Here is a 19831-nt window from a genome sequence, read left to right as displayed (position 1 = left end):
ATAAACGCAACAAAGCCCTTCTCGTGAAGGGCTTTGTTTTATCTGATTCTAATAGCTCACGAAAAACGACTCGTTAGTTCATTTCCGTATTGATTACCACATCACGCGTTTCATTATCCATATCACTGATGCCGACCACTGAGATTTCACGGTCAGATAAATTCTCAATCATGCTGTCTTCCAACCCACCGTCCGTCATCCACGCATAGAATTTTTCCGCAATACGATCCGAACCTTCTCCGACAAACGTTAATGTGACCTTCTTCATTTGTGACACTCCATCAATTTACGATTCAGCCACTTAAGCGTAGTATGTTTCGCAAATATCGACATAAACTAGGACTAACTTCTTTTATGAGTATCGAAAAATTTGACGCGATTTATCAGCGTGCTGCAGAGCGTAAAGGTGGTGAAGATCAACTTGAAGCGCTTTTGTCTCATCCACTAAGCAAAGAGGAACTGGCTGCGATTCCCGATGACCGTTGGCTGGCCGCTTTTTCAATGAAGGTATTCCAAAGTGGGATTTCGTGGAGCGTGGTTCGCAACAAGTGGCCGAACTTCGAAGAAGTATTCTTCGGATTTAAGATTGAGCCGCTGTTGATGCTGTCAGACGAGCAATGGGAAACCAAAGCAACCGACAAACGCATCATTCGCCACCTCACTAAAGTCATGTCGATTCCTGCCAACGCACGTATGATCCACGAAGCAAAAATCGAATATGGCTCGTTTGGCAAAATGGTTGCCGATTGGCCGCAAGAGAAAATCACCGACCTGTGGGCGTATTTGAAGAAACGCGGTAATCGCCTAGGCGGAAATACAGGCCCTTACACACTGCGTCAAATGGGCGTTGATACCTTCATCTTGTCTAGCGACGTTGAAGCTTACCTGCGTAATTGCAAGATCATTGAAGGTGGCAAAGATACGAAAAAATCGCTCGATGCAACCAACAAAGCGTTTGTTCAATGGCAGCAAGAAAGTGGCAGAAGCCTGTCTGAGATCAGCCAAATCATTGCGTTCAGCACCGGCGATAATCGCATTTAATCCAGACTGAACACAAAATAAAAAAACGGCGCACCAAATATTGTATTTAGTGCGCCGTTTTTATGTTCATTGGTTCAAGTACACACTTACTTTGAAGCCAGTGATTCCCACTCAGTCAGTAGCTGCATAATACGGTGAGAGTCTTCCCATGTTGCACAAGGGTTTTCTAACGAGGTACGCCCTGCTTCAACCGCTTGGCGAATATTGCGCACTTGATAGAAGAAAGCGTCCCCTGCAGCCGGTACAGACACTTCACGCTTCGACGTCTCGTAAATTTCCACACTAAACTGGTTATCTTGCGTTGGTAGCCATGGGTTTGAATCTAGCGTAATACAGCCTTTGCTACCCAGGATGGTGAACTGGTGTTTCAATCCATGATCTTCGGCAGTATGTACGCTCACCGTTTGTTGCTCACCAAATTGCATCATCAAACTCGATTCACAGATATTCCCATCGTTACCTTGTCGACCAATCGCTGTCATTGAACGGTTCTCAAAGGTTTGCTGACCCAACATGGTTTTCACAACCAAATGCACCAATGACATTGGGTAACAACCTAAATTATACAAAGCACCTTTACTGTCTGGATTAACAAACTGCGCAATCGACGCAATATAAGACGTATGGATGGAGCGAAGTTCACCAACCTCTCCCGATTTAAGCACCGAAACCAACTCGCTGATCAACGGGTGATGCAAGTACATCAAACCTTCAGCAAAGAATACCTGGTGCGTTTCGACTGCTTTTAGTGCCAACTCGGTTTTTTCCATATCTACCGACAGTGACTTTTCACACAGGATCGCTTTTCCCTGCTCTGCCGCTTTAACGATAAAGTCATGATGAAGGTGATTTGGCAATGCGATGTAAATAATGTCGACTTGCTCATCGGCAATCAACGCATCGTAATCGTTGAACGTATTCTCGATGCCATATTGCTCAGCGAATGTCTTTAAGTTCTGCTCCGAACGCCCAGCAACAGCGTACAGTTCACTCTTGTCATCGCCTTGGATTGCCTCAGCCATGACACCTGAGATAAAGCTTGTGCCTAAAATGCCCCATTTCATGTTCACGTCTCCTATTGAGCTTGGGTTTCGAATGCTTGGACTAACTCTGCCATTTCAGCTGCAATGAACGCTTGTGTATGCGACATAGCAAAATGCGCTTCAATCGCGGTGCGGTTTTCATATCGCTCCCAAATAATCACACGTTGTGGATCTTTAGAATCGTAGGTCGCATTCGCTTGCAAGCACCCCGCTTCGCTTTGCATATCAAGGCAAAATTGTTCAATGGCTTCAACCACTTGTTGTCTTGGCTTATCGGCATTCATTTTCAGTTCGGCGGTAACAAAAATCGTCTCGCTCATGATGGATCTCTTTCTCCATTCTTAATCATACGCCCACTGTAATTAACCTCATTTGATTGATAAACTCTGCTTTAGTTATTTCTTTATCAACTCTGGGTGTGCAATGGATAAATTAACAAGCATGAAAGTTTTCGCTTACGTGGTCGAACACGGCAGCTTTCGTAATGCAGCACACCACTTTGATATTTCACCGACCATGGTTGGCAAGCACATGAGCTTTCTTGAGCAAAGCTTAGGTACGCAGCTGATTCATCGCACCACGCGCAAACAGTCCTTGACCGAAGCTGGCAGACTCTACTATCAAGAGTGCCACCGCATTATTGAAGACATCACCAACGCAGAGAACCTAATCCAGACGCTGATCAACCGCCCAACTGGAACAGTAAAAGTTAACTGCCCAGTTACCTATGGTAAAAAGGTGATTGCGCCCATCGTGGCTGACTTCTTAGCAGAATTTCCCGAACTGAACGTTGAGTTAATGTTGGATAACAGTTTGATTGACCCATATCGAAGCGAAGCAGACGTGATTATTCGTATTGGTGAGTTGGTCGATTCATCGTTAGTTGCAAGAAAACTCGGGCAATACGACATGACTTACTGCGCCTCACCCTCTTATCTTAAGCTGCATGCCCCTATCCAATCGCTTGATGACCTTGAACATCATCATTGTTTGGGATTTCAGTACCACCAAGGGGAAAGCCAACAGGTGGTGAACATGCCATCTAATACCTTTGGAAACAGCAACACCCGATTAACGTCTAATAATGGTGATGTGCTTAAGTTTGCCGCGTTAAAAGGCTCTGGTGTTCTTCTTCAACCAAAGATCTTAGTTGAACAGGAAATTCAATCTGGTGCCTTGGTAGAAATTCTCCAGCAACATACTCCCAAGCCAAAACCGATCCACCTGCTTTACCGTTCAAAACAGCTTTCCCTTAAAAACCGCACCTTGGTTGATTTTGTTCTTTCGCATGTGAATCCGTAACACCACCTCATAAAGCGGCGACAATTTAACCACTCAATCAACTTTTATTGTCGATATGACAAATATTATTTCTTGTTAATTGTCTTTATTTTTCAGGCCGTTAGTATAGAACGCTCATTTAGTGAACACTATTTGTTGATTCCCATCAATTGCATTGCTCTGACAAAGTGACTAGGATTGCCGCCTTTCCTGAGTGAACTATCAAAATAACATCGAGAAATTTCATCAAATTTCTCTTCCTGTTCGTGTGCAATCACAACATTTACACTCATTTCAAATTGCATAAGCACATTCCTTTGCTTATGAAAACGACATTGATTTCTCAACGCTTTTAGTCACGTATGTGGCTTTTTGGCTTGAGAGAGATTTTTATTCAAGGTAGGTCACAAGGACGCTACCCCTTGACTGCATTTACTGGAGGATAAGATGCCTAAAGGTCTAATGCTGACTGACTTAGCCATCGCTGGCTTACTATTGATTTTGGCAAAAGTCATTCGCGTTCACGCGCCATTACTACAGCGTATGTACATTCCATCGGCGGTTCTCGCAGGATTATTCGGTCTAATTTTTGGACCAGCCCTGTTAGACGTACTTCCTTGGACCGATACGTTTACCGCTAACGCAAGCCTATTAACTGCTGCACTTTTTTCTGCGTTAGGTCTGGCAACGGATGTTCCATCACCTAAAACCGTCGCACAGCGTGCTGGCTCATTGTGGGCGTTTAACCAAATCGCTTCTGTTTCTCAGTGGTTGTTTGCGGCAATGTTTGGTCTAGTTCTCACAACCTTCTTCTGGCCAGAGATTAATCCTGGCTTTGGTGTGACAATGTCTGCGGGTTTTATGGGCGGACATGGCTCTGCATCTGTTGTTGGTGAAATCTTCACGGGGCTTGGCTGGGAAGATGGCTTCACACTTGGCTTAACGTTCGCAACCGTGGGTATTTTCATCTCGATTTCTGTCGGCATGCTCATGCTGCAATTCGCATTGAAGATGGGTTGGATTCGTAGCTTTACGACCTTCGACAGCATGGACGAACACGAACGCAAAGGCCTTGTTAAGCCTGATGATCAAGAACCGGTAATGAAAGACACCATGTCTTCCCTGTCGGTTGATTCTTTTGCGATTCACGCGGCGTTGGTTGTAGTGGTAACAGCTTTCTCGTATGTAGCGGCTAACTACTTATCTTCTTTCCACGATAAGGTACAAATCCCTACGTTCGTAACTGGCTTCCTTGGCGGCATGCTCGTGCGAATCGTCGCGAAACAAACGAAAGCTTCACGCTATCTTTGTGACGGTGCATTCAAACACGCTGCGGGCATCAGTACCGATTATTTGATTATCTTTGGTATCTCAGCCATCAAGATTACCGTCCTAGCCCAGTATTTAATGCCGATGGTAGCGCTTGCAATCGGCGGTATCGCCTTCACACTATGGCTAATCTTCTGGGTTGCCCCACGTATCATGGGAGAAGATTGGTTCGAGAAAGGCATTTTCTCTTGGGGTTGGTTGACCGGTACGGTAGCTATGGGCATTGCTCTACTTCGTATTGTTGATCCAAAGATGCGTAGCAAGGTACTTGATGATTACGCCATCGCTTATGTCCCAGGCTCAATCACTGACATCTTCATCATCTCTTTGATGCCAATCGCAATGTATAACGGCATGCACTGGCAAGCGCTTGGTGTAGGATTAGGTTACATCGCAATTGTCTTATTTATTTGGCGATTCATTTTTAAACGTAACAGCAGTGCTCTGACACACGAATCTTAGTCGCTTTACTCGGGAGGATTTTATCCTCTCGAGTTCATTCCTTGGTTTTTATCAAAATCACTCCCCCACCACGAAAATAAGCAACTTGTTTTATATTTGAGATTTGCAATCCCGATCTCTTATTACCATTCTTTTTTAATACTTGACCTGAAAGTTTCTATATCAGAATAGCCGCCTATTCGTTTCTAAACATGGAGAAAGGCTGTGCGTCGCTCTCAAGGATTTACTCTTATTGAACTCATTGTGTGCATCATCATTCTTGGTATTGTAAGCGTCGTTGCATTTCCTAAATTTCTTGGCTTACAAAAAGATGCCAGAGTGGCGGTTCTATATGGAGCCAGAGAAGCACTCATGACCGCCAACAACTTTGTCTACACCAAAGCAGTGATTCAATCTCAAGAGACAGTTGATGGCGGCATACAATATAACATTGATCTAGATAATGACGGCCATAACGACCTAATTGGTTACTTTGGATTTATCAAAAATGTTATTCCAGCAAAAGAGCTAGCAGGCTTTGATCCGCAACTCACTATTAACACTTGGTATGGGGTAGATAGCCCAGACGAGCCCTACTTCCTTATTGGTTTTGCAAACAAGCCTGTTGGTCCAGAACATATGTGTTATGTCGAAGTTTACTACCCAGAAACTCCTGGTGGCCAAGTGAAATACAAAATACAAACTGACGATTGCTAATTCCCATAGAGAGTGGCAGTAACACTTTTACTTTTGGTGTCTTCATCGTTATTGCAAGGTAATGGCTCCAAAACCACCATTAACAACTATTTCACATAATGTCGTCGCACAGTTAGCTCATAGAGATAAAACCAGTAATTTGCGCCGACACATGGCTATAATTGAAACAATCTATCGTTTTTAAACCCGCCTATAACTTGTGCTTGTAAACTCATCATTTCGCTCAATAATAGTTCTATAACAAATTCAATAATTTAAAGCGGGAGGCGTAATGAGAATATTCTGGCAGCTACGTTGGTATTTCCAACAAAAGTGGAGGCACTATGTCGGATCCATTCTGCTTTTCGCTGTGATATCAGCACTACAGCTTGTTCCGCCCAAAGCAGTTGGCATCATAGTTGATGGCGTCGTAGACAACACTTTAGATACAAATACGCTGATTCTATGGCTCTCAGGGTTAACTGTACTGATCTTTACTATTTATGGGTGTCGCATCTTATGGCGAATTTGGCTTTTCGGCGCAAGCTGGGAGCTCGGGACCATTCTACGTAACCGTCTATATAGGCATTTATCGACACAGCCACCTCGTTTTTTTGAACGTTACAAGACGGGGGATCTGATGGCTCGTGGCACTAATGATGTGCGTAATATCGTTATGACAGCCGGCGAAGGGGTTTTAACCGCCGCAGACTCTTTGATCACTGGTATTGCGGTTTTAATCATTATGGTAACGCAAGTAAGCTGGAAGCTCACCGTAATGGCGCTTCTTCCAATGCCATTTCTTGCCATCATCATCTTCTTTATTGTGCGTATCCTACATCAACGCTTTCGTGTCGCTCAGGAAGCCTTTTCTACCATGTCAGACATGACACAAGAGTCACTTAATGGCGTGCGAATGCTGCGTGCTTTCGGATTAGAAAACCAAGAGCAGCAACGTTTTGAAGAGGTTGTGGATGATACTGGCGAAAAGAACATCGCTGTCGCAAGAGTCGATGCTAGATTTGACCCGGCAATTCAGTTAACCATCGGTCTTTCTTTCCTTCTTAGTGTCGCTGCTGGTGCTTACCTTGTTGATAAAGGTGAGATCACGCTTGGTGATCTGACCGCATTTACGATGTATTTAGGGTTGATGATATGGCCGATGCTGGCATTCGCATTCCTATTTAACATTTTAGAAAGAGGCTCTGCTGCATGGAATCGATTACAAGAGATCTTTGATGAAAAGCCAGAAATTATCAGTGGCAATAAGCCAATAGAAAATAAACCACTTCCGTTAAAAATTGATATCGCCGATTTCCATTGGTCTAGTGATTTACCGCCCGCTTTGACGGAAGTAAACATCGAACTGGAACCCGGAAAAATGTTGGGAGTTGCAGGGCCGGTAGGAAGCGGAAAATCGACCCTGTTAACACTACTTTTGCGTCAACATGATTTAGAAAACGGCTCAATTAAATTCGGTGATGTCGAGATCAAGGATGCCCTACTTCCACAGTGGCGAAACCGCTTTGCTGTCGTTAACCAAAGTCCGTTTCTATTCTCCAAATCTATCTTCGACAATATTGCCTTAGGCAACCCTAATGCAGAGAAAGAAGAAGTCTATAGAGCAGCAAAGTTAGCCTGTATACATGACGATATTGAAAAGTTTCCTGAAGGCTATCAAACAGAAGTTGGTGAAAAAGGCATTACACTCTCCGGCGGGCAAAAACAACGTATTGCGATAGCACGCGCTATGCTGCTGAATGCTCAAGTGTTGGTTTTGGACGATGCACTTTCCGCTGTTGATGGACGGACCGAACATCAAATCCTTAAGAATTTGGAAACATACTACCGTAATCAAGCCCTAATCGTTATTGCGCACCGCCTCACCGCTTTGGAAGCAGCAGACGAGATCATTGTATTGAATCACGGACACATTACTGAACGTGGGCAACATAGCGCTTTATTAGCGCATCAAGGCTGGTACGCCGAGATGTTCGAGTATCAGAAACTAGAGCAGGCGATGGAGGAATAATGAATGAACCAGACCAGCACGTTTAAACGGTTAATGTCTTACCCATTATCTCAACCAAAGCCAATGATTAAAGGACTCGCCTTGCTGTTTATTGCTGCGTTAGCCAGCGCCGGCGGCCCTTGGTTGATTCAATATTTCATTGATGAGCACATCGCTAAAGGTGACTATTCACAAAATGTTCTGATTTCGCTAGCAGTAGGTTATATCGCTTTTCAGATCGTATCGGCAACATTCCAGTATTTTCAGTCATTGCAATTTAGCATTGTCGCGGCTAACACGATCAAAGCGATTCGTAAGCAAGTATTTTCTGGCGTGATTAAGCAGCCGTTATCTGCGTTTGATTACACTCCTGCTGGAAAATTGGTGTCGCGAATCACCAACGATACGGAATCTTTACAGCAATTTTATGAGCTTTTGATCGCGACCGTGGTGAAAAACGTGGTCATGATTGTCGTAATGCTTGGAGTTATGTTTTTCATGAGTTGGAAGCTCACACTCGTTGTGCTTGTATTGCTGCCGATCGTCATCGGCTTTATGTACTTGTTTAAGCAGCTAAGTACAGAAAGCTACCGAAAGATGCGTGACCTATTGACCAATATAAATGCGAATCTGAGTGAATCCATTCAAGGGATGAGTGTCATCCAGTTAATGCAACAAGAAGAGCGTTTTAATAAACAGTTCAACGAGCTAACCGCAGAGCATCTGGTGGCATCTAAACGAGTGATTCGGCTAAACGGCTATCTGCTAAGACCATTAATGGACTTACTCGCTGGTCTTGCGTTGCTTTGCTTGGTTGCGATCTTTGGTTTTAATGGTATTGAGTTGATTGGTGTGGGGGTACTGTATGCATTTATCAGTTATCTTGCGCGAGTTACTGAACCACTAATTGAGATGACTCAGCAACTTGCTCTACTTCAGCAGGCGTTAGTATCAAGCGAACGTGTTTTTGAATTGATTGATGCGAAAGAACAAACTTACGGGGGCGATCATCAACCATTAAGGTCAGGTGCTATCGAACTTAAAGACCTCACATTTAGCTACGATGGTAAACAGGACGTCCTAAAAGACATTTCGTTGAAGGCCAACCACCAAGACTTTATCGCGCTTGTCGGGCATACAGGAAGCGGTAAAAGCACATTAGCGTCACTGTTAATGGGCTTTTATCCAACGCAATGTGGTGAACTGCTCATAGATGGTCGTCCACTTAAAACATTAGGGAAAGACGTACTTCGCAAAGATGTGGCAATGGTTCAACAAGATCCACATATTCTCCCTGCTTCAGTCAGAGAAAACATCTCTCTCAGTCGGGCGGTTGATGACAATCAAATATGGGATGCGTTAGACAAGGTAGGTTTGGCAGAACAAATTCATCGTTACCCTAACGGGCTAGACACGCAGTTAGGTCAAGGCGAAACTAATTTATCTGCAGGTCAGAAACAGCTTTTGGCGTTAGCACGTGTGCTTGTGGTAAAACCTAAGGTATTGATATTAGATGAAGCAACCGCAAATATTGACTCAGGAACAGAGGCTTTAATCCAAAAGAGCTTGGCGGTACTCAGACAAGACATGACGCTCGTTGTTATTGCTCATCGGCTTTCAACTATCCTAGATGCAGACCAAATCATTGTTCTTCATCATGGGGAGTTAGTCGAGAAAGGTACACACAGAGCACTCTTAACGCAAAATGGTCGTTATGCTCAAATGTATCAGTTACAGCAAGCAAACCGACACCTACAACAGATTGAAGAAGACACCAAGCAACTCGAAGAAGCGGTGTGATTTTATGCCCGTGCCTTCTTTTTATTTAGTCGGCATGGGCATAATTGGTGTAACTTCAAAATTTAGCCTTGTTAGCTTCCAATTTCTTCATAATGTGAACTAATTTTCTATTTCTTACCTATTATTGACATAACCCCTCGCTATATCACGCAAGGTCGTTGTAAAATCGTACGGTACTTAAGTCTACTGCCTGTGGCATTGGGCTGAATTCCGCTTTCTAATTATGCACATTAATCTCATGACACAAGTCCATGGACAAAGATAAGTTTACTAACATCTATCGCTTGCCTGGTTCGATTCAAATTCGTATCGGTAAATGGCAAAAGACGTTCCGCGGCACCTCTGATTTAGTTTTACATCAGGCGCTAATGGAGCGTAATAAGCAATTTAAGAAGCCAGACTTTTTACCTAAAGGCTGGTGTGTCACTCCTATTGATGAAAACGACATTACCATTACGCATCACGGTAAATATATCCAAACCGTTATGCGCACAATGCTGGACAGAAAGGTCTCATACAAGCGACTGTTCCTATCTCGAATGACTCTCGAAGAAGGTGAAAAAGTGCTCCACAATTACAAGCTGGAGTGGGTAAGAAAACATAACCAGATCGCCAAAAAGTACAATCAAATTAAAAAGAAACAATATATGAACTTTGCAAGAGAAGAAGAGGAAACCCTCTACCCTTCGATTCCAAAGGGTGAGTTTGACAAAACGTTATGGAACAAACTTGTCGTATCATCGTTTGGCCCGCAGAAAAAGTACAAAAACCCGCACTTTGTCCGTAAAGCCGATTTCTAAATAAACACCCCTAAAGTTAGGGGTGTTTATTTATACGTTAACTCACCAGTCGTAAGTTAAACTTGCAATAACATTTTGTCGGTCGCCATACCAACAAAAACCATCACATGTCGCTATGTACTTTTTATCCGCGATGTTTTTAGCTGCGACTTGTAGCTTGTAATCGCCGATTCGATAACTGACCGTCGCATCCATTAAGAAATAACTTGGTACTTTTAGTCTCTCTTCATTGTCTCCGTATGACTCACCTGTATAGCGCGCGCCTAAGCCAACAGCAAAGCCATCAAGAGGTCCATCAAAGAAACGATAATGTGCCCAAGCTGATGATACGGTATTCGCCACTTGGGAAGGTGTTTTGCCAACCCATGCCTTATTGATGTCTTCTTTTATCTCTGCATCAACGTACGCAATGTTCCCGATCAATGTTAAGGATGGTGTCACATTAGCTACAGCTTCAAACTCAACGCCGTTATTTTCTATTTTTCCTATTTGCGTTAATTCACTCAAGTAGATACGAGCCAAGTTTTCTTTTGTTGCCCGATACGTTGCAATATTGAAATAACCATCAAATGAATCCGGTTGGTATTTCATACCGATTTCAAATTGATCACCGCTTTCAGGCTTCGCTGGCTTACCATTGCTGTCTTCTTGAATAATTGGATCAAAGTACTGAGAGTAACTAAAGTATGGCGTGAAGCCAGAATCAGAAATATAAGCCGTTCCCACGCTAAACGTCCACTCTCCATTATCGACTTTCGTGCGAGCACCCGTGGTAACATTATGTACTTCATTACTTGTATCGTCGTAACGTGCGCCCAATAACATCGCCCATTTATCGTTGATCAGCATATGATCTTGAAAGTAGACGCCGAGCTGCTGATTATCGATTTTCGTTCTTTGCTTATCGGTTTCGCTCAATGGTTGTAGCGTATTCGGATCGAGTAACATTATGTTATCCGAATAAGTAGGATTAAATACATTAAACCTAGGATCGGGCAAAGCTCCCATTGGTGTGTTTAATAATGCATTACCATTAGCAACTATAGGGTCATTGGCAAAATCTTTACCATCGATACTGATCATTTGAAAATCTATGCCCAACATCAAGTTATGCTCAACACTTCCCCAATTTACTTGGTGCATCAAACGATTATCGATATTAAAAGCATCAGATGACCCATCTTCTGTTGAAGCACCCCGAAGTATGGTTTTGCGTTCATTTGATGGGTCCAAAGCCGGCCCCAACGCAGGCACGTCAGCCGAGTAAACGTACGAATACATTTGTCTTAGCTTAACATCCATTTCGCTGTAACGAGCTGCTTGAACAAATGAAGTGGTATCATTAAATGCATGAGAAAACTCATAGCCTAAAGACACCTGCTCACGCTCAAACGTCTCCCAGTTAGGATTGCCTATCGCTAAACTATCACTGATCTTTCCATTTTTGTTTGGCGTTAACGTTCCTTCAACTGGCAAAAATTGCAGATAAGGATCTGAGTCGTCTTTTTGATAGCTCGTTAGAAAGGTAATTTCAGACGTCTCATTAAATTTGTACGTCATCGATGGAGAGAGAAGAATGCGCTCTGCTTCTACCCCACTAATTCTCGTCCCATTTTTTCTCGCTAACCCTTGAAAGCGGAAAGCTAGCTGCTCACTCACCTCAGAGTTTACGTCAAGAGAAAGTTGTTTACGGTCTTCAGAACCGTACTCCAAAGATACAAGTCCTGACCCCCCATCAAATTGAGGTCGCTTACTGACAACATTGATAACCCCACCTGGAGGGTTTTGCCCATAAAGAACAGACGCTGCACCACGTAAAACTTCAACCCTCTCTAACGCAAACGGATCTATTTGCCAACTATAGAAGCCAGAAGAATATAAACGGGTACCATCTTGATACAACCCGCTGTTCGCCTGTTTAAAACCACGAATAATAAACCAATCTTGCTTGTTATCTTCGCCAAAATAGTTAGTTTGAATGCTTGGTGTGTACTGTAGCGCGTCAGAAATGCTAATAGAGGCACGATCATCCATTTGCTCTCGCGTAACAACAGACACCGCTCTTGGAGTCTCATTGATGGCAATATCAGTTTTCGTCGCTGCCCGACTCTTCGCTCCAAGATAACTAAAATCAGGACCAACTGCACTGTCTTGCTGCTGTCCAATCACAACTATATTTTCATCTTCCAGAGCCAAGACATTTGGCGTTGATAAAGCTAATACAACCGCTATCGACGTTGGTGTCAGCATAAACTGCCGAGTCATATTCTTCTCCTTTTTGTCGGCAGCCAAACCAACCCTTCATGACTTCAGCGACCGCTGAAAGAAAAGCGAGTTACGGCATCGCCAGTTGTTTCCGTAAAAGACAAACCAGAGGTTTTGCATAAAGCACTCGCATAGGTTACGAATGCCACTACGAGTGCTTATTTGTATAAGTACTTTCTTGGTTGAGGCTTAACTCATCTCTATAAACGGCGTAAACCCCACATTAAATACAAACCGCCAATGAGAGACGCCATAAGTCCTGTTGGTATTTCTTGCGGGTAAAGGACCTGTCGTCCCAACCAATCAGCCAACAACATCACCCCTGCCCCCAGTATCGCGGCGCATAACATGTGTTGTGACGCTTTGTTAAAACCAAATAAGCGAGCTAAATGCGGAGCCAACAACCCAACAAAGCTAATCGGGCCAACAACCAATGTCGCACTGACCGTGAGACAAGCAACTAAAAGAAGCAGTATTGCGCGTGAACGATCAACTCGAATTCCAAGTGCTTTAGAGGAAGCGGCACCGACAGGAAGAATATCTAGCCATCTTACGCAGAGAAAACTCAACCCTATAAAGACAAGCGCAGATAAAGACAATGGGAGTAACGTTTCAACCGAGACATAGTAGGTAGACCCAGACAACCAAGCCAATGCTTGATAACTTCTTGGGTCACCAGTGGCTAGAATAAAGCTCTGTATTGCATTCATCAGTGCGGTTATCGCAATACCAGTCAACAAAATACGCTCCGGCTGAAAGCCTGACTTACGGTTTAGCAGCACAATGACTAATACCGTCGCTAATGCGCCTACGAGCCCGCCTAGAGAAAGAGTGAAAATTGACGAACCAAACCCAGTAAACATCGCGATGATCAATCCCATCGCTGTCCCTGAACTGATACCGATCACTTCAGGACTTGCCATTGGGTTTCCACTTAGGCGTTGAATCATGGTTCCAGCAATCGCCAACATTGCCCCCGCAATTGCTGCTGCAAATAATCTAGGTGCGCGCCATTCCAAAAAAATCCAATTTTGGCTAGCAAATAAGTTTGTCCACCCTTCATTTTGCACAGCAACCGTGGCAAAAAGGACAACGGAAATTAACGTACCGATCAACGCCAATGAGATCGCTTTAGGGTTTAGCTTGTAAACATGTTGACGGTGTCGAGTTAACACTGTTTGAGTATGGCCCTGCGTCTTTTGTGATAAACGAGGTAACAGCCATAACAGTAACGGAGCGCCCAATGCAGCCGTTGCTGCTCCCGTTGGTATAAAACTCGCCATTAGCCCTGGCAGTTGCTGAATAACCAAATCGGTTAAAGTCAATAACATGGCACCAATTAGCATTGATACCCAAAGCTTATGCTGGACTTTATTGATACCTATCAATCGAGTAATCGCTGGCGCCGCTAACCCGATGAAACCGATGATTCCTACGGCAGAAACCACCCAAGAAGTGATTAACACCGCAAGCCCAAGACAGACAAAACGCAACTTAGCTAGCGAGACACCTAAACTCTTGGCACCTTGCTCGGAGAGTTCCAACAGACTTAACGGCTTTGCAATCACAAATGCAACGACCGTAGCAAGTGCGATTCGAGGGGCAAGATACGAGAAATCTCCCCATCCACTCTGAACAAGCGAACCGGCTCCCCATATCATTAACCCATTCAGCTTTTCGGTATTCATCATCAGAATAACCGTACTTAATGATGCAAAGTACAGGTTTATCACTAACCCAGAAACGACGACAACCGTTGGAGATAACGCTCGTCGCCATGACAACAGCATCACCAACCCCATCGATATCACACCGCCGATGAGAGCAACCAAATTAGGCGCGATATCCAACATCCAAGGTGCGAATAGCGTTGCTAACATCAAAGCAAAACTTGAACCGCTCGCCACACCAAGTGTCGTGGGTGAAGCGAGAGGGTTACGCAGCACTTGCTGCATCAATACCCCAGCAACCGCTAATCCAGCACCAGATATAATCGTGGTGAAGACTCGAGGCCACCAGCTAAAGTGAAGTAAAACAGAATCGATAGATTGAAAGTTAGGCTCCCATAAACTGCTTAGAGCTAACGAAAATGAGCTTACTTGGTACAATTGGAAAGCACCAATAGAAAAGGTAAATGCCGAAAGTAACACCACAAAGCTTAAAGGCATCGTTTTCATTGTGTTAACTCCTCGACCTTACTCGCCGTAACTAACTCTGCGAAACGGAGGGCTGAAGGCATAGAACCAAAACTCCAAACGGGCGCGACTTGCATGACCTTTTCACCAGATTGTTGAACAACATATTGCCAAAATGGGTCTTGAGAGAGCTGCTCCGCTCCACCGTAAGGTAATGGCTCTACGATAACAATTTGAGCTTTTATGCCAGCTAACTTGTCGATGCCAACTAGGCTAAAGCCCCAGCTATTCGTCTTTTCATTCCATGCATTACTCAGCCCAATCTTTTCGATAGCCTGAGAGTAAAGACTATTTTGACCAAAAACACGAACGTGCTTCGTATCCATAAACTGAATCATTAAAAGCGGCGGCTGGTCTTTGTTTATGCGCTGTTTTAATAAAGAGAAACGTTTTTCATATTGTTGGATAAGCGCCTCTGCTTCCGCTTCTCTTCCCAGCTCTTCACCAAACCTCCGAGTGAAACGAGTAAGTACCGACCAATCTGTGATCCCGCTTTCATATAAGTCAATCGTGGTAACGGGGGCAATATCGACTAAACGATGCTTCATTGAGGAGAAGTACGGGGCAATAAAAATACGGTCAGGTCTGAGCTCGTAAATACGCTCTATATTGGGTTGAGTTCTTAACCCTACATCCTTAGTTTGAGGTGGTAACGGTGGCGATTTTACCCAAGCATCGTAATCTTGCCCTTGAGCGACGCCTACGGGCACAACCCCTAACGCCAACATCGTTTCAGTTTGTGTCCAATCAACCGACATCACCCGAGGTGATGCGTCAGCTAGTGCTTGAAAAGAACTGACCAAAAGCGCACTAAGTGAGAGAGCGAAAGAGAAATGTTTAAGTCGAGTGTTTGTACTGCTCATTATTCCAACCTTTAGCTTGGCATCGCCACCGGGTAACCCGCAGGGTGGTCAGAGATCATCATCTCTATCCCATATATGTCCCTCAACTTAGGTTCAGTAAACACCTGTTCAACATTGCCTTGTGCAATCAAATCACCTTGATGTAATGCAACGATGTAGTCGCAAAATCGTGCAGCCAAGTTGATGTCGTGTAATACGATAATAACGCCCAAGCCCAGTTCTTGACTGAGTTTAGAGATAAGCTTCAACATATCGACTTGATGGCTGATATCTAGCGCAGACAAAGGCTCATCAAGAAGCAAATACTCGGTTTTTTGGGCTAACAGCATAGCTAGCCACACACGTTGACGCTCTCCTCCAGATAACGTGTCCACTAAGCGATCTGCGTATTTTAGTGTGCCTGTCATCGCCATTGCTTCTTCAACAATGTCGTGATCTTTCTTACTCAAACGTCCAAGTAAACCATGCCATGGATAACGACCAAAAACGACTAAATCTCGACCTAAAATACTGTCGGTCACTGGAAGATGCTGAGGCAAGTAGGCAATGTGTTGGGCGAATTTTTTCGCTGAGAGATCGTTAATGCTCGTTCCATGCAGAACCACGTCACCAGCGGTGTATGGCTGTTGCTGTGCCAGCAACTTTAACAATGTGGATTTTCCTGAACCATTGTGTCCAACAAGAGCGTATGTTTTTCCGGGTTCAAATGTCACATCAAACGCTTTTAGCAATGACTTGCCTTCAATCTCAAACTGGAGTGCTTTAGCTTCCAACATCCCTACTTCACCTAATAGCCATTTACGAATAACAGTTATTCAGAGCTCTCATTCGTTGATCACGTTTGCCGTTCTTATTCAACAGAACGATTAATAAGGGAGGTTTTATATAACAACAAAGATACAAATGCAAACCGTTGTCATTATCATTACATCAACAAGATCATTGAGAGAATTGCTAAGTGTTAGTGATAATTTGCTCTGCTGAACTTCATTAGTAAATTATAGGCAGGTCAACGAGAGCAGCGGTCTCCCACTGCTCTCGCATAAATTTGAACGAATACTGCAGCGTATGAAGAAATGAAAAATGCCGCAGTGAATACATTAATGACGAGCGTCAGCGCCAAACTCTACTTCTTTATAGATATCGGCCAGCGACTTTTTACCTTGTTTGTCTTTGGCTGAACGCTTTTTCTTAGTTTGATAATGGTATTCTTGCTCCTGAAGTGCTTGTTCGTGCTCTTTTGCTGACTCAACAAACTCAGGATTTGCAAGTGCTTGTTGGCGTAAGCGGTTTACTCTTTCAAGGGTTTCCCACAACATACTTCACCTCCAAACTCATTGCTGTATATAAAAACAGTATTGTTTAAATATTCCTCCTCGTCAACATTTCAACTTTGTTACTGCTCTTCACATTAACCCCAAGCCTGTATAGTGCTCGGGATATTTGTGGATGATTTGCTTTATATAACCTTGATGCTCTCGCAGAGCATCAACACATTCTCGAGATAACCATCCCTGATATACCCATTTTTCAAGTTCTAACAATGCGTATGGGATGGACCACGCTTGTCTATACGGATGGTGCGTTGTCATAAAATCAAAGGCATTTGCGGCAGCCGTAATTTGGGCGGCTATTGGTATATCATCACTGGTTAAACCATACGGATAACCAGTGCCATTTAAATTTTCGTACTGATAAATAATCATCTGCAAAAACAAAGTCACACTCGGGTGAACCGGATTTCCGATACGGGCAACTATGTCATCCGCTGAATCGATACAACGCTCAATATGTTGAATCAATATCGCCTCTTGTTCTTGAGAGTAATTTGTTCGGCGGCTAGCAATTTCAACTGGCAGCTGACTATCACCGAGCGCATGGAACTGAGCAAAAATACCAATATCTTCGACCATTTCGTCATTCAGGTGATAACGATCCGCTAACTGCGTTGCGATAATTTGACTGTAGTACTTCATGCGTTTGGTATGCGCGTAATACTCAGGTGAATAGCCTGGCATCATACATTGCATTCGGTTAGCTAGCGTTTCTATCGCATTGACTACTTGAGTTTCTGATTCAACCGCAAATCGAATCATTTCGAAATAAGGTTTAAGACCATTCAGCGCTTCTAAACTAAACGCATCACGTTGAGTGGAGTTCAAAAATACAAAACCAGTAAAAGCTTTATTGTCATAACAAGGAATAGCAGCCGACGACTGATATCCGTGTTTGAGTAAAATTTGAACCCGAGGACAGTGCTTAATATCATGAAGGTCTTCGACGATACGAGGAACCGCGTTTTTAGAGGCAATATTGAGGTGGTGGAGTTTACGGAATGCTGATTCGTGATGGGCTAAACACCAAGTGTCGAACTCACTTTCTGCAAATGATTTGAGCACATCTTGGTCTGGGTGATATTTTGCAAATGACACCCTATCAATACATGGCAAGTGCGCCTGCATCCTGCCTTTTAGCGTTTGCAGTTGCTCGTTAAGCGGTTTTGCAAACGGGTAAAAACTCCGGTGCGCCATGCTTCACCTCCACACCAAAGCAGAGAAACAAGAAAAGCTCATTGTGTTGCAAATTCAATGGTATTTTGAGCGGTTTTCTCCACTTAAATTATCGATATACCACAACTTAAGTGTACGAAATAAAAGCACATTTCTACCAATTTTTTCACCGGATATCTTACGGTAATTTGATCCAGATTAAAAAAGCCAACGAGCGAAACTCGTTGGCCTAACAATACTGATTGATTACGATGGATTCAGTAACTAGAAGTTATTCAAAGAACGTTCTAAACAACTAGCCTAGAGCAGGAAGCACACCCAGCGTAATTAACACCTGAGCGAATACGATGCCAGTGCCAGCGATGCCCGTTATCACTAACGCACCTTGACCACCTGCGACGCGGTACTCCCCAGTAAAATCATCCGATTTACGAACCTTGATCACCATAACCAAAGGCAAAAAGATGGCTAAAATCGCTAAGGCAATCGCTGCATAGCCCAAAGCCATAATAAAGCCTTGAGGATAGAAAAGTGCGAAGCCTAGCGGTGGAGTAAACGTCACTAGTGCCGCAATCAAACGATTAGGCTTATCGTTACTTCCTTTGATGGTATCACCCAAAAATTCGAATAGACCCAAACTCACGCCAAGGAACGATGTCAACAATGCCAAGTCAGCAAACACACCAACAATGCTACCCAAATTTGATTGGTGTACTGTCTGAGATAGTTGACCAATCAGTGCGCTCAACCCTCCGTTCTCAACAAGCGTACTTTGGCTAACCACACCCAACGTCACGATTTGCCAAAAGATATAAATAACGAGTGGAATCGTCGAACCAATAATAACGGCTTTGCGTAAAGAAGAAGTGTCACCGTCTAAGTAATTCACAATTGCAGGTATACTTCCGTGGAAACCAAACGAAGTAAAGATCACCGGAATCGCCGCTACAACAAGGCCTTGTTCGATTGGCATACTTAACAAGTAAGATTCCGTAACGTTTGGAGCAAGAAAAGAAAGCACCGCAACCATCGCAATGAGCTTCATCGCGAACAGAACTCGGTTTACTTTATCGACCGTACCGGTACCCACTGTCACAACTAAAGTCACAATCAAGGTAAAGATTATCGTTGATGTAGGCCCTGAAATATCGAGGTCAAACCATTGTGCAAGGCGGTCTCCGAACTGAGCACCACCGCCAGCGATATACGCTGCACATAATGAGTAGAAAAGAAACAACATCGCAAAACTTGCCACCCACTTGCCTTTTTGACCTAGGATCTGTTTCGCCAAAGTATGAAGTGTAGCACTACTCTCCGCATGTTGATGAAGCTCAAGCATAAGCAAGGCAGTGAAAGCCATCAGAGCCCATAAGCCTAGCATGATGATAATAGAAGTTGAAAAACCAATGCCGGCAGAGGCAAGTGGAAGCGCTAGCATACCAGCGCCTATTGTAGTGCCCGCAATAATTAGCGTACTACCGAATACTTTAGAACGACTCATTGTATATTAATCTTTACACTTTATTAGAAATTATCAGTATTAGATCGGGCAACGG

Annotated in this window: 18 protein-coding genes; 7 read left to right on the top strand and 11 right to left on the bottom strand. The window is 43.7% G+C overall.

All coding sequences use genetic code 11. The annotated features are described in order from the left end of the window. Positions 1-73 precede the first annotated feature (73 nt). Positions 74-268, bottom strand: a complete 195-nt coding sequence (locus tag R7E42_RS01180) for a hypothetical protein (protein WP_005377692.1) — start codon at positions 266-268, stop codon at positions 74-76. A gap of 86 nt (positions 269-354) precedes the next feature. Here R7E42_RS01180 and R7E42_RS01175 point away from each other — a divergent pair, with 86 nt between their 5' ends. After that, on the top strand, positions 355-1041 hold the full coding sequence (locus R7E42_RS01175; RefSeq protein ID WP_005377694.1) for a DNA-3-methyladenine glycosylase I: 687 nt from the start codon (positions 355-357) through the stop codon (positions 1039-1041). Positions 1042-1127: 86 nt separating this feature from the next. Here the strand turns inward: R7E42_RS01175 and R7E42_RS01170 are convergent, their stop codons facing one another. Both R7E42_RS01170 and R7E42_RS01165 read right to left on the bottom strand, forming a co-directional pair. Beyond that, entirely contained in the window at positions 1128-2105 is a 978-nt protein-coding gene (locus R7E42_RS01170) for a Gfo/Idh/MocA family protein (RefSeq protein ID WP_262644202.1), read from the bottom strand. Positions 2106-2116: 11 nt separating this feature from the next. Next, positions 2117-2404 (bottom strand): putative quinol monooxygenase, encoded by a 288-nt coding sequence (locus tag R7E42_RS01165; protein ID WP_318070729.1) that lies wholly within the window; start codon positions 2402-2404, stop codon positions 2117-2119. Positions 2405-2507: 103 nt separating this feature from the next. Between R7E42_RS01165 and R7E42_RS01160 the strand changes: the two genes are divergently transcribed. After that, a complete protein-coding gene (locus tag R7E42_RS01160; RefSeq protein WP_054579469.1) occupies positions 2508-3386 on the top strand; it encodes a LysR family transcriptional regulator in 879 nt (292 codons plus the stop codon). Positions 3387-3514: 128 nt separating this feature from the next. On the opposite strand, the gene R7E42_RS01155 is transcribed toward R7E42_RS01160, so the two are convergent. After that, a complete protein-coding gene (locus tag R7E42_RS01155) occupies positions 3515-3670 on the bottom strand; it encodes a hypothetical protein (RefSeq protein ID WP_154204611.1) in 156 nt (51 codons plus the stop codon). 142 nt (positions 3671-3812) lie between these two features. On the opposite strand from R7E42_RS01155, the gene R7E42_RS01150 reads away from it, so the two are divergent. The 5 genes from R7E42_RS01150 (at position 3813) to R7E42_RS01130 (ending at position 10442) form a co-directional block, all read left to right on the top strand. Further along, entirely contained in the window at positions 3813-5156 is a 1344-nt protein-coding gene (locus R7E42_RS01150; RefSeq protein WP_047102220.1) for a sodium/glutamate symporter, read from the top strand. A 204-nt stretch (positions 5157-5360) separates the two neighbouring features. Further along, entirely contained in the window at positions 5361-5852 is a 492-nt protein-coding gene (locus R7E42_RS01145) for a type II secretion system protein (protein ID WP_005377704.1), read from the top strand. A 271-nt stretch (positions 5853-6123) separates the two neighbouring features. Further along, the gene (locus R7E42_RS01140; protein WP_318070727.1) at positions 6124-7863 is read left to right on the top strand and encodes an ABC transporter transmembrane domain-containing protein; all 1740 of its coding nucleotides are present in this window, start codon (positions 6124-6126) and stop codon (positions 7861-7863) included. 3 nt (positions 7864-7866) lie between these two features. Then, complete coding sequence (locus tag R7E42_RS01135; RefSeq protein ID WP_318072270.1) at positions 7867-9642, top strand: ABC transporter transmembrane domain-containing protein; 1776 nt, start codon at positions 7867-7869, stop codon at positions 9640-9642. Positions 9643-9893: 251 nt separating this feature from the next. Next, on the top strand, positions 9894-10442 hold the full coding sequence (locus R7E42_RS01130) for a hypothetical protein (RefSeq protein WP_054576911.1): 549 nt from the start codon (positions 9894-9896) through the stop codon (positions 10440-10442). Positions 10443-10484: 42 nt separating this feature from the next. Here the strand turns inward: R7E42_RS01130 and R7E42_RS01125 are convergent, their stop codons facing one another. The 7 genes from R7E42_RS01125 to R7E42_RS01095 all read right to left on the bottom strand — a co-directional run bounded on the left by R7E42_RS01125 (position 10485) and on the right by R7E42_RS01095 (position 19776). Beyond that, complete coding sequence (locus tag R7E42_RS01125) at positions 10485-12707, bottom strand: TonB-dependent siderophore receptor (protein ID WP_213970445.1); 2223 nt, start codon at positions 12705-12707, stop codon at positions 10485-10487. Positions 12708-12907: 200 nt separating this feature from the next. Beyond that, entirely contained in the window at positions 12908-14884 is a 1977-nt protein-coding gene (gene fhuB, locus R7E42_RS01120; RefSeq protein WP_170893809.1) for a Fe(3+)-hydroxamate ABC transporter permease FhuB, read from the bottom strand. Then, a complete protein-coding gene (locus tag R7E42_RS01115) occupies positions 14881-15765 on the bottom strand; it encodes an iron-siderophore ABC transporter substrate-binding protein (RefSeq protein WP_054574124.1) in 885 nt (294 codons plus the stop codon). Before R7E42_RS01115 ends, fhuB begins: the two co-directional genes overlap by 4 nt. Positions 15766-15776: 11 nt before the next feature. Then, the gene (locus R7E42_RS01110; protein ID WP_213970446.1) at positions 15777-16541 is read right to left on the bottom strand and encodes an ABC transporter ATP-binding protein; all 765 of its coding nucleotides are present in this window, start codon (positions 16539-16541) and stop codon (positions 15777-15779) included. Positions 16542-16865: 324 nt separating this feature from the next. Continuing rightward, positions 16866-17084, bottom strand: a complete 219-nt coding sequence (locus R7E42_RS01105; RefSeq protein WP_005377723.1) for a hypothetical protein — start codon at positions 17082-17084, stop codon at positions 16866-16868. A gap of 87 nt (positions 17085-17171) precedes the next feature. Continuing rightward, positions 17172-18296 carry an HD-GYP domain-containing protein gene (locus R7E42_RS01100; protein ID WP_064368381.1) on the bottom strand — a complete coding sequence of 375 codons (1125 nt, stop codon included), beginning with the start codon at positions 18294-18296 and terminating at the stop codon, positions 17172-17174. A 274-nt stretch (positions 18297-18570) separates the two neighbouring features. Beyond that, positions 18571-19776, bottom strand: coding sequence for an aromatic amino acid transport family protein (locus R7E42_RS01095; protein WP_033905238.1), 1206 nt, complete (start codon positions 19774-19776; stop codon positions 18571-18573). Between the last annotated feature and the right edge of the window lie 55 nt (positions 19777-19831).

This window comes from Vibrio sp. Vb1337 (genome assembly GCF_033338715.1).
GTDB classification, from domain to species: Bacteria; Pseudomonadota; Gammaproteobacteria; order Enterobacterales; family Vibrionaceae; genus Vibrio; species Vibrio alginolyticus.
Note: the sequence above shows the minus strand (reverse complement) of the source record. Positions and strands in the feature narration are given on the sequence as shown.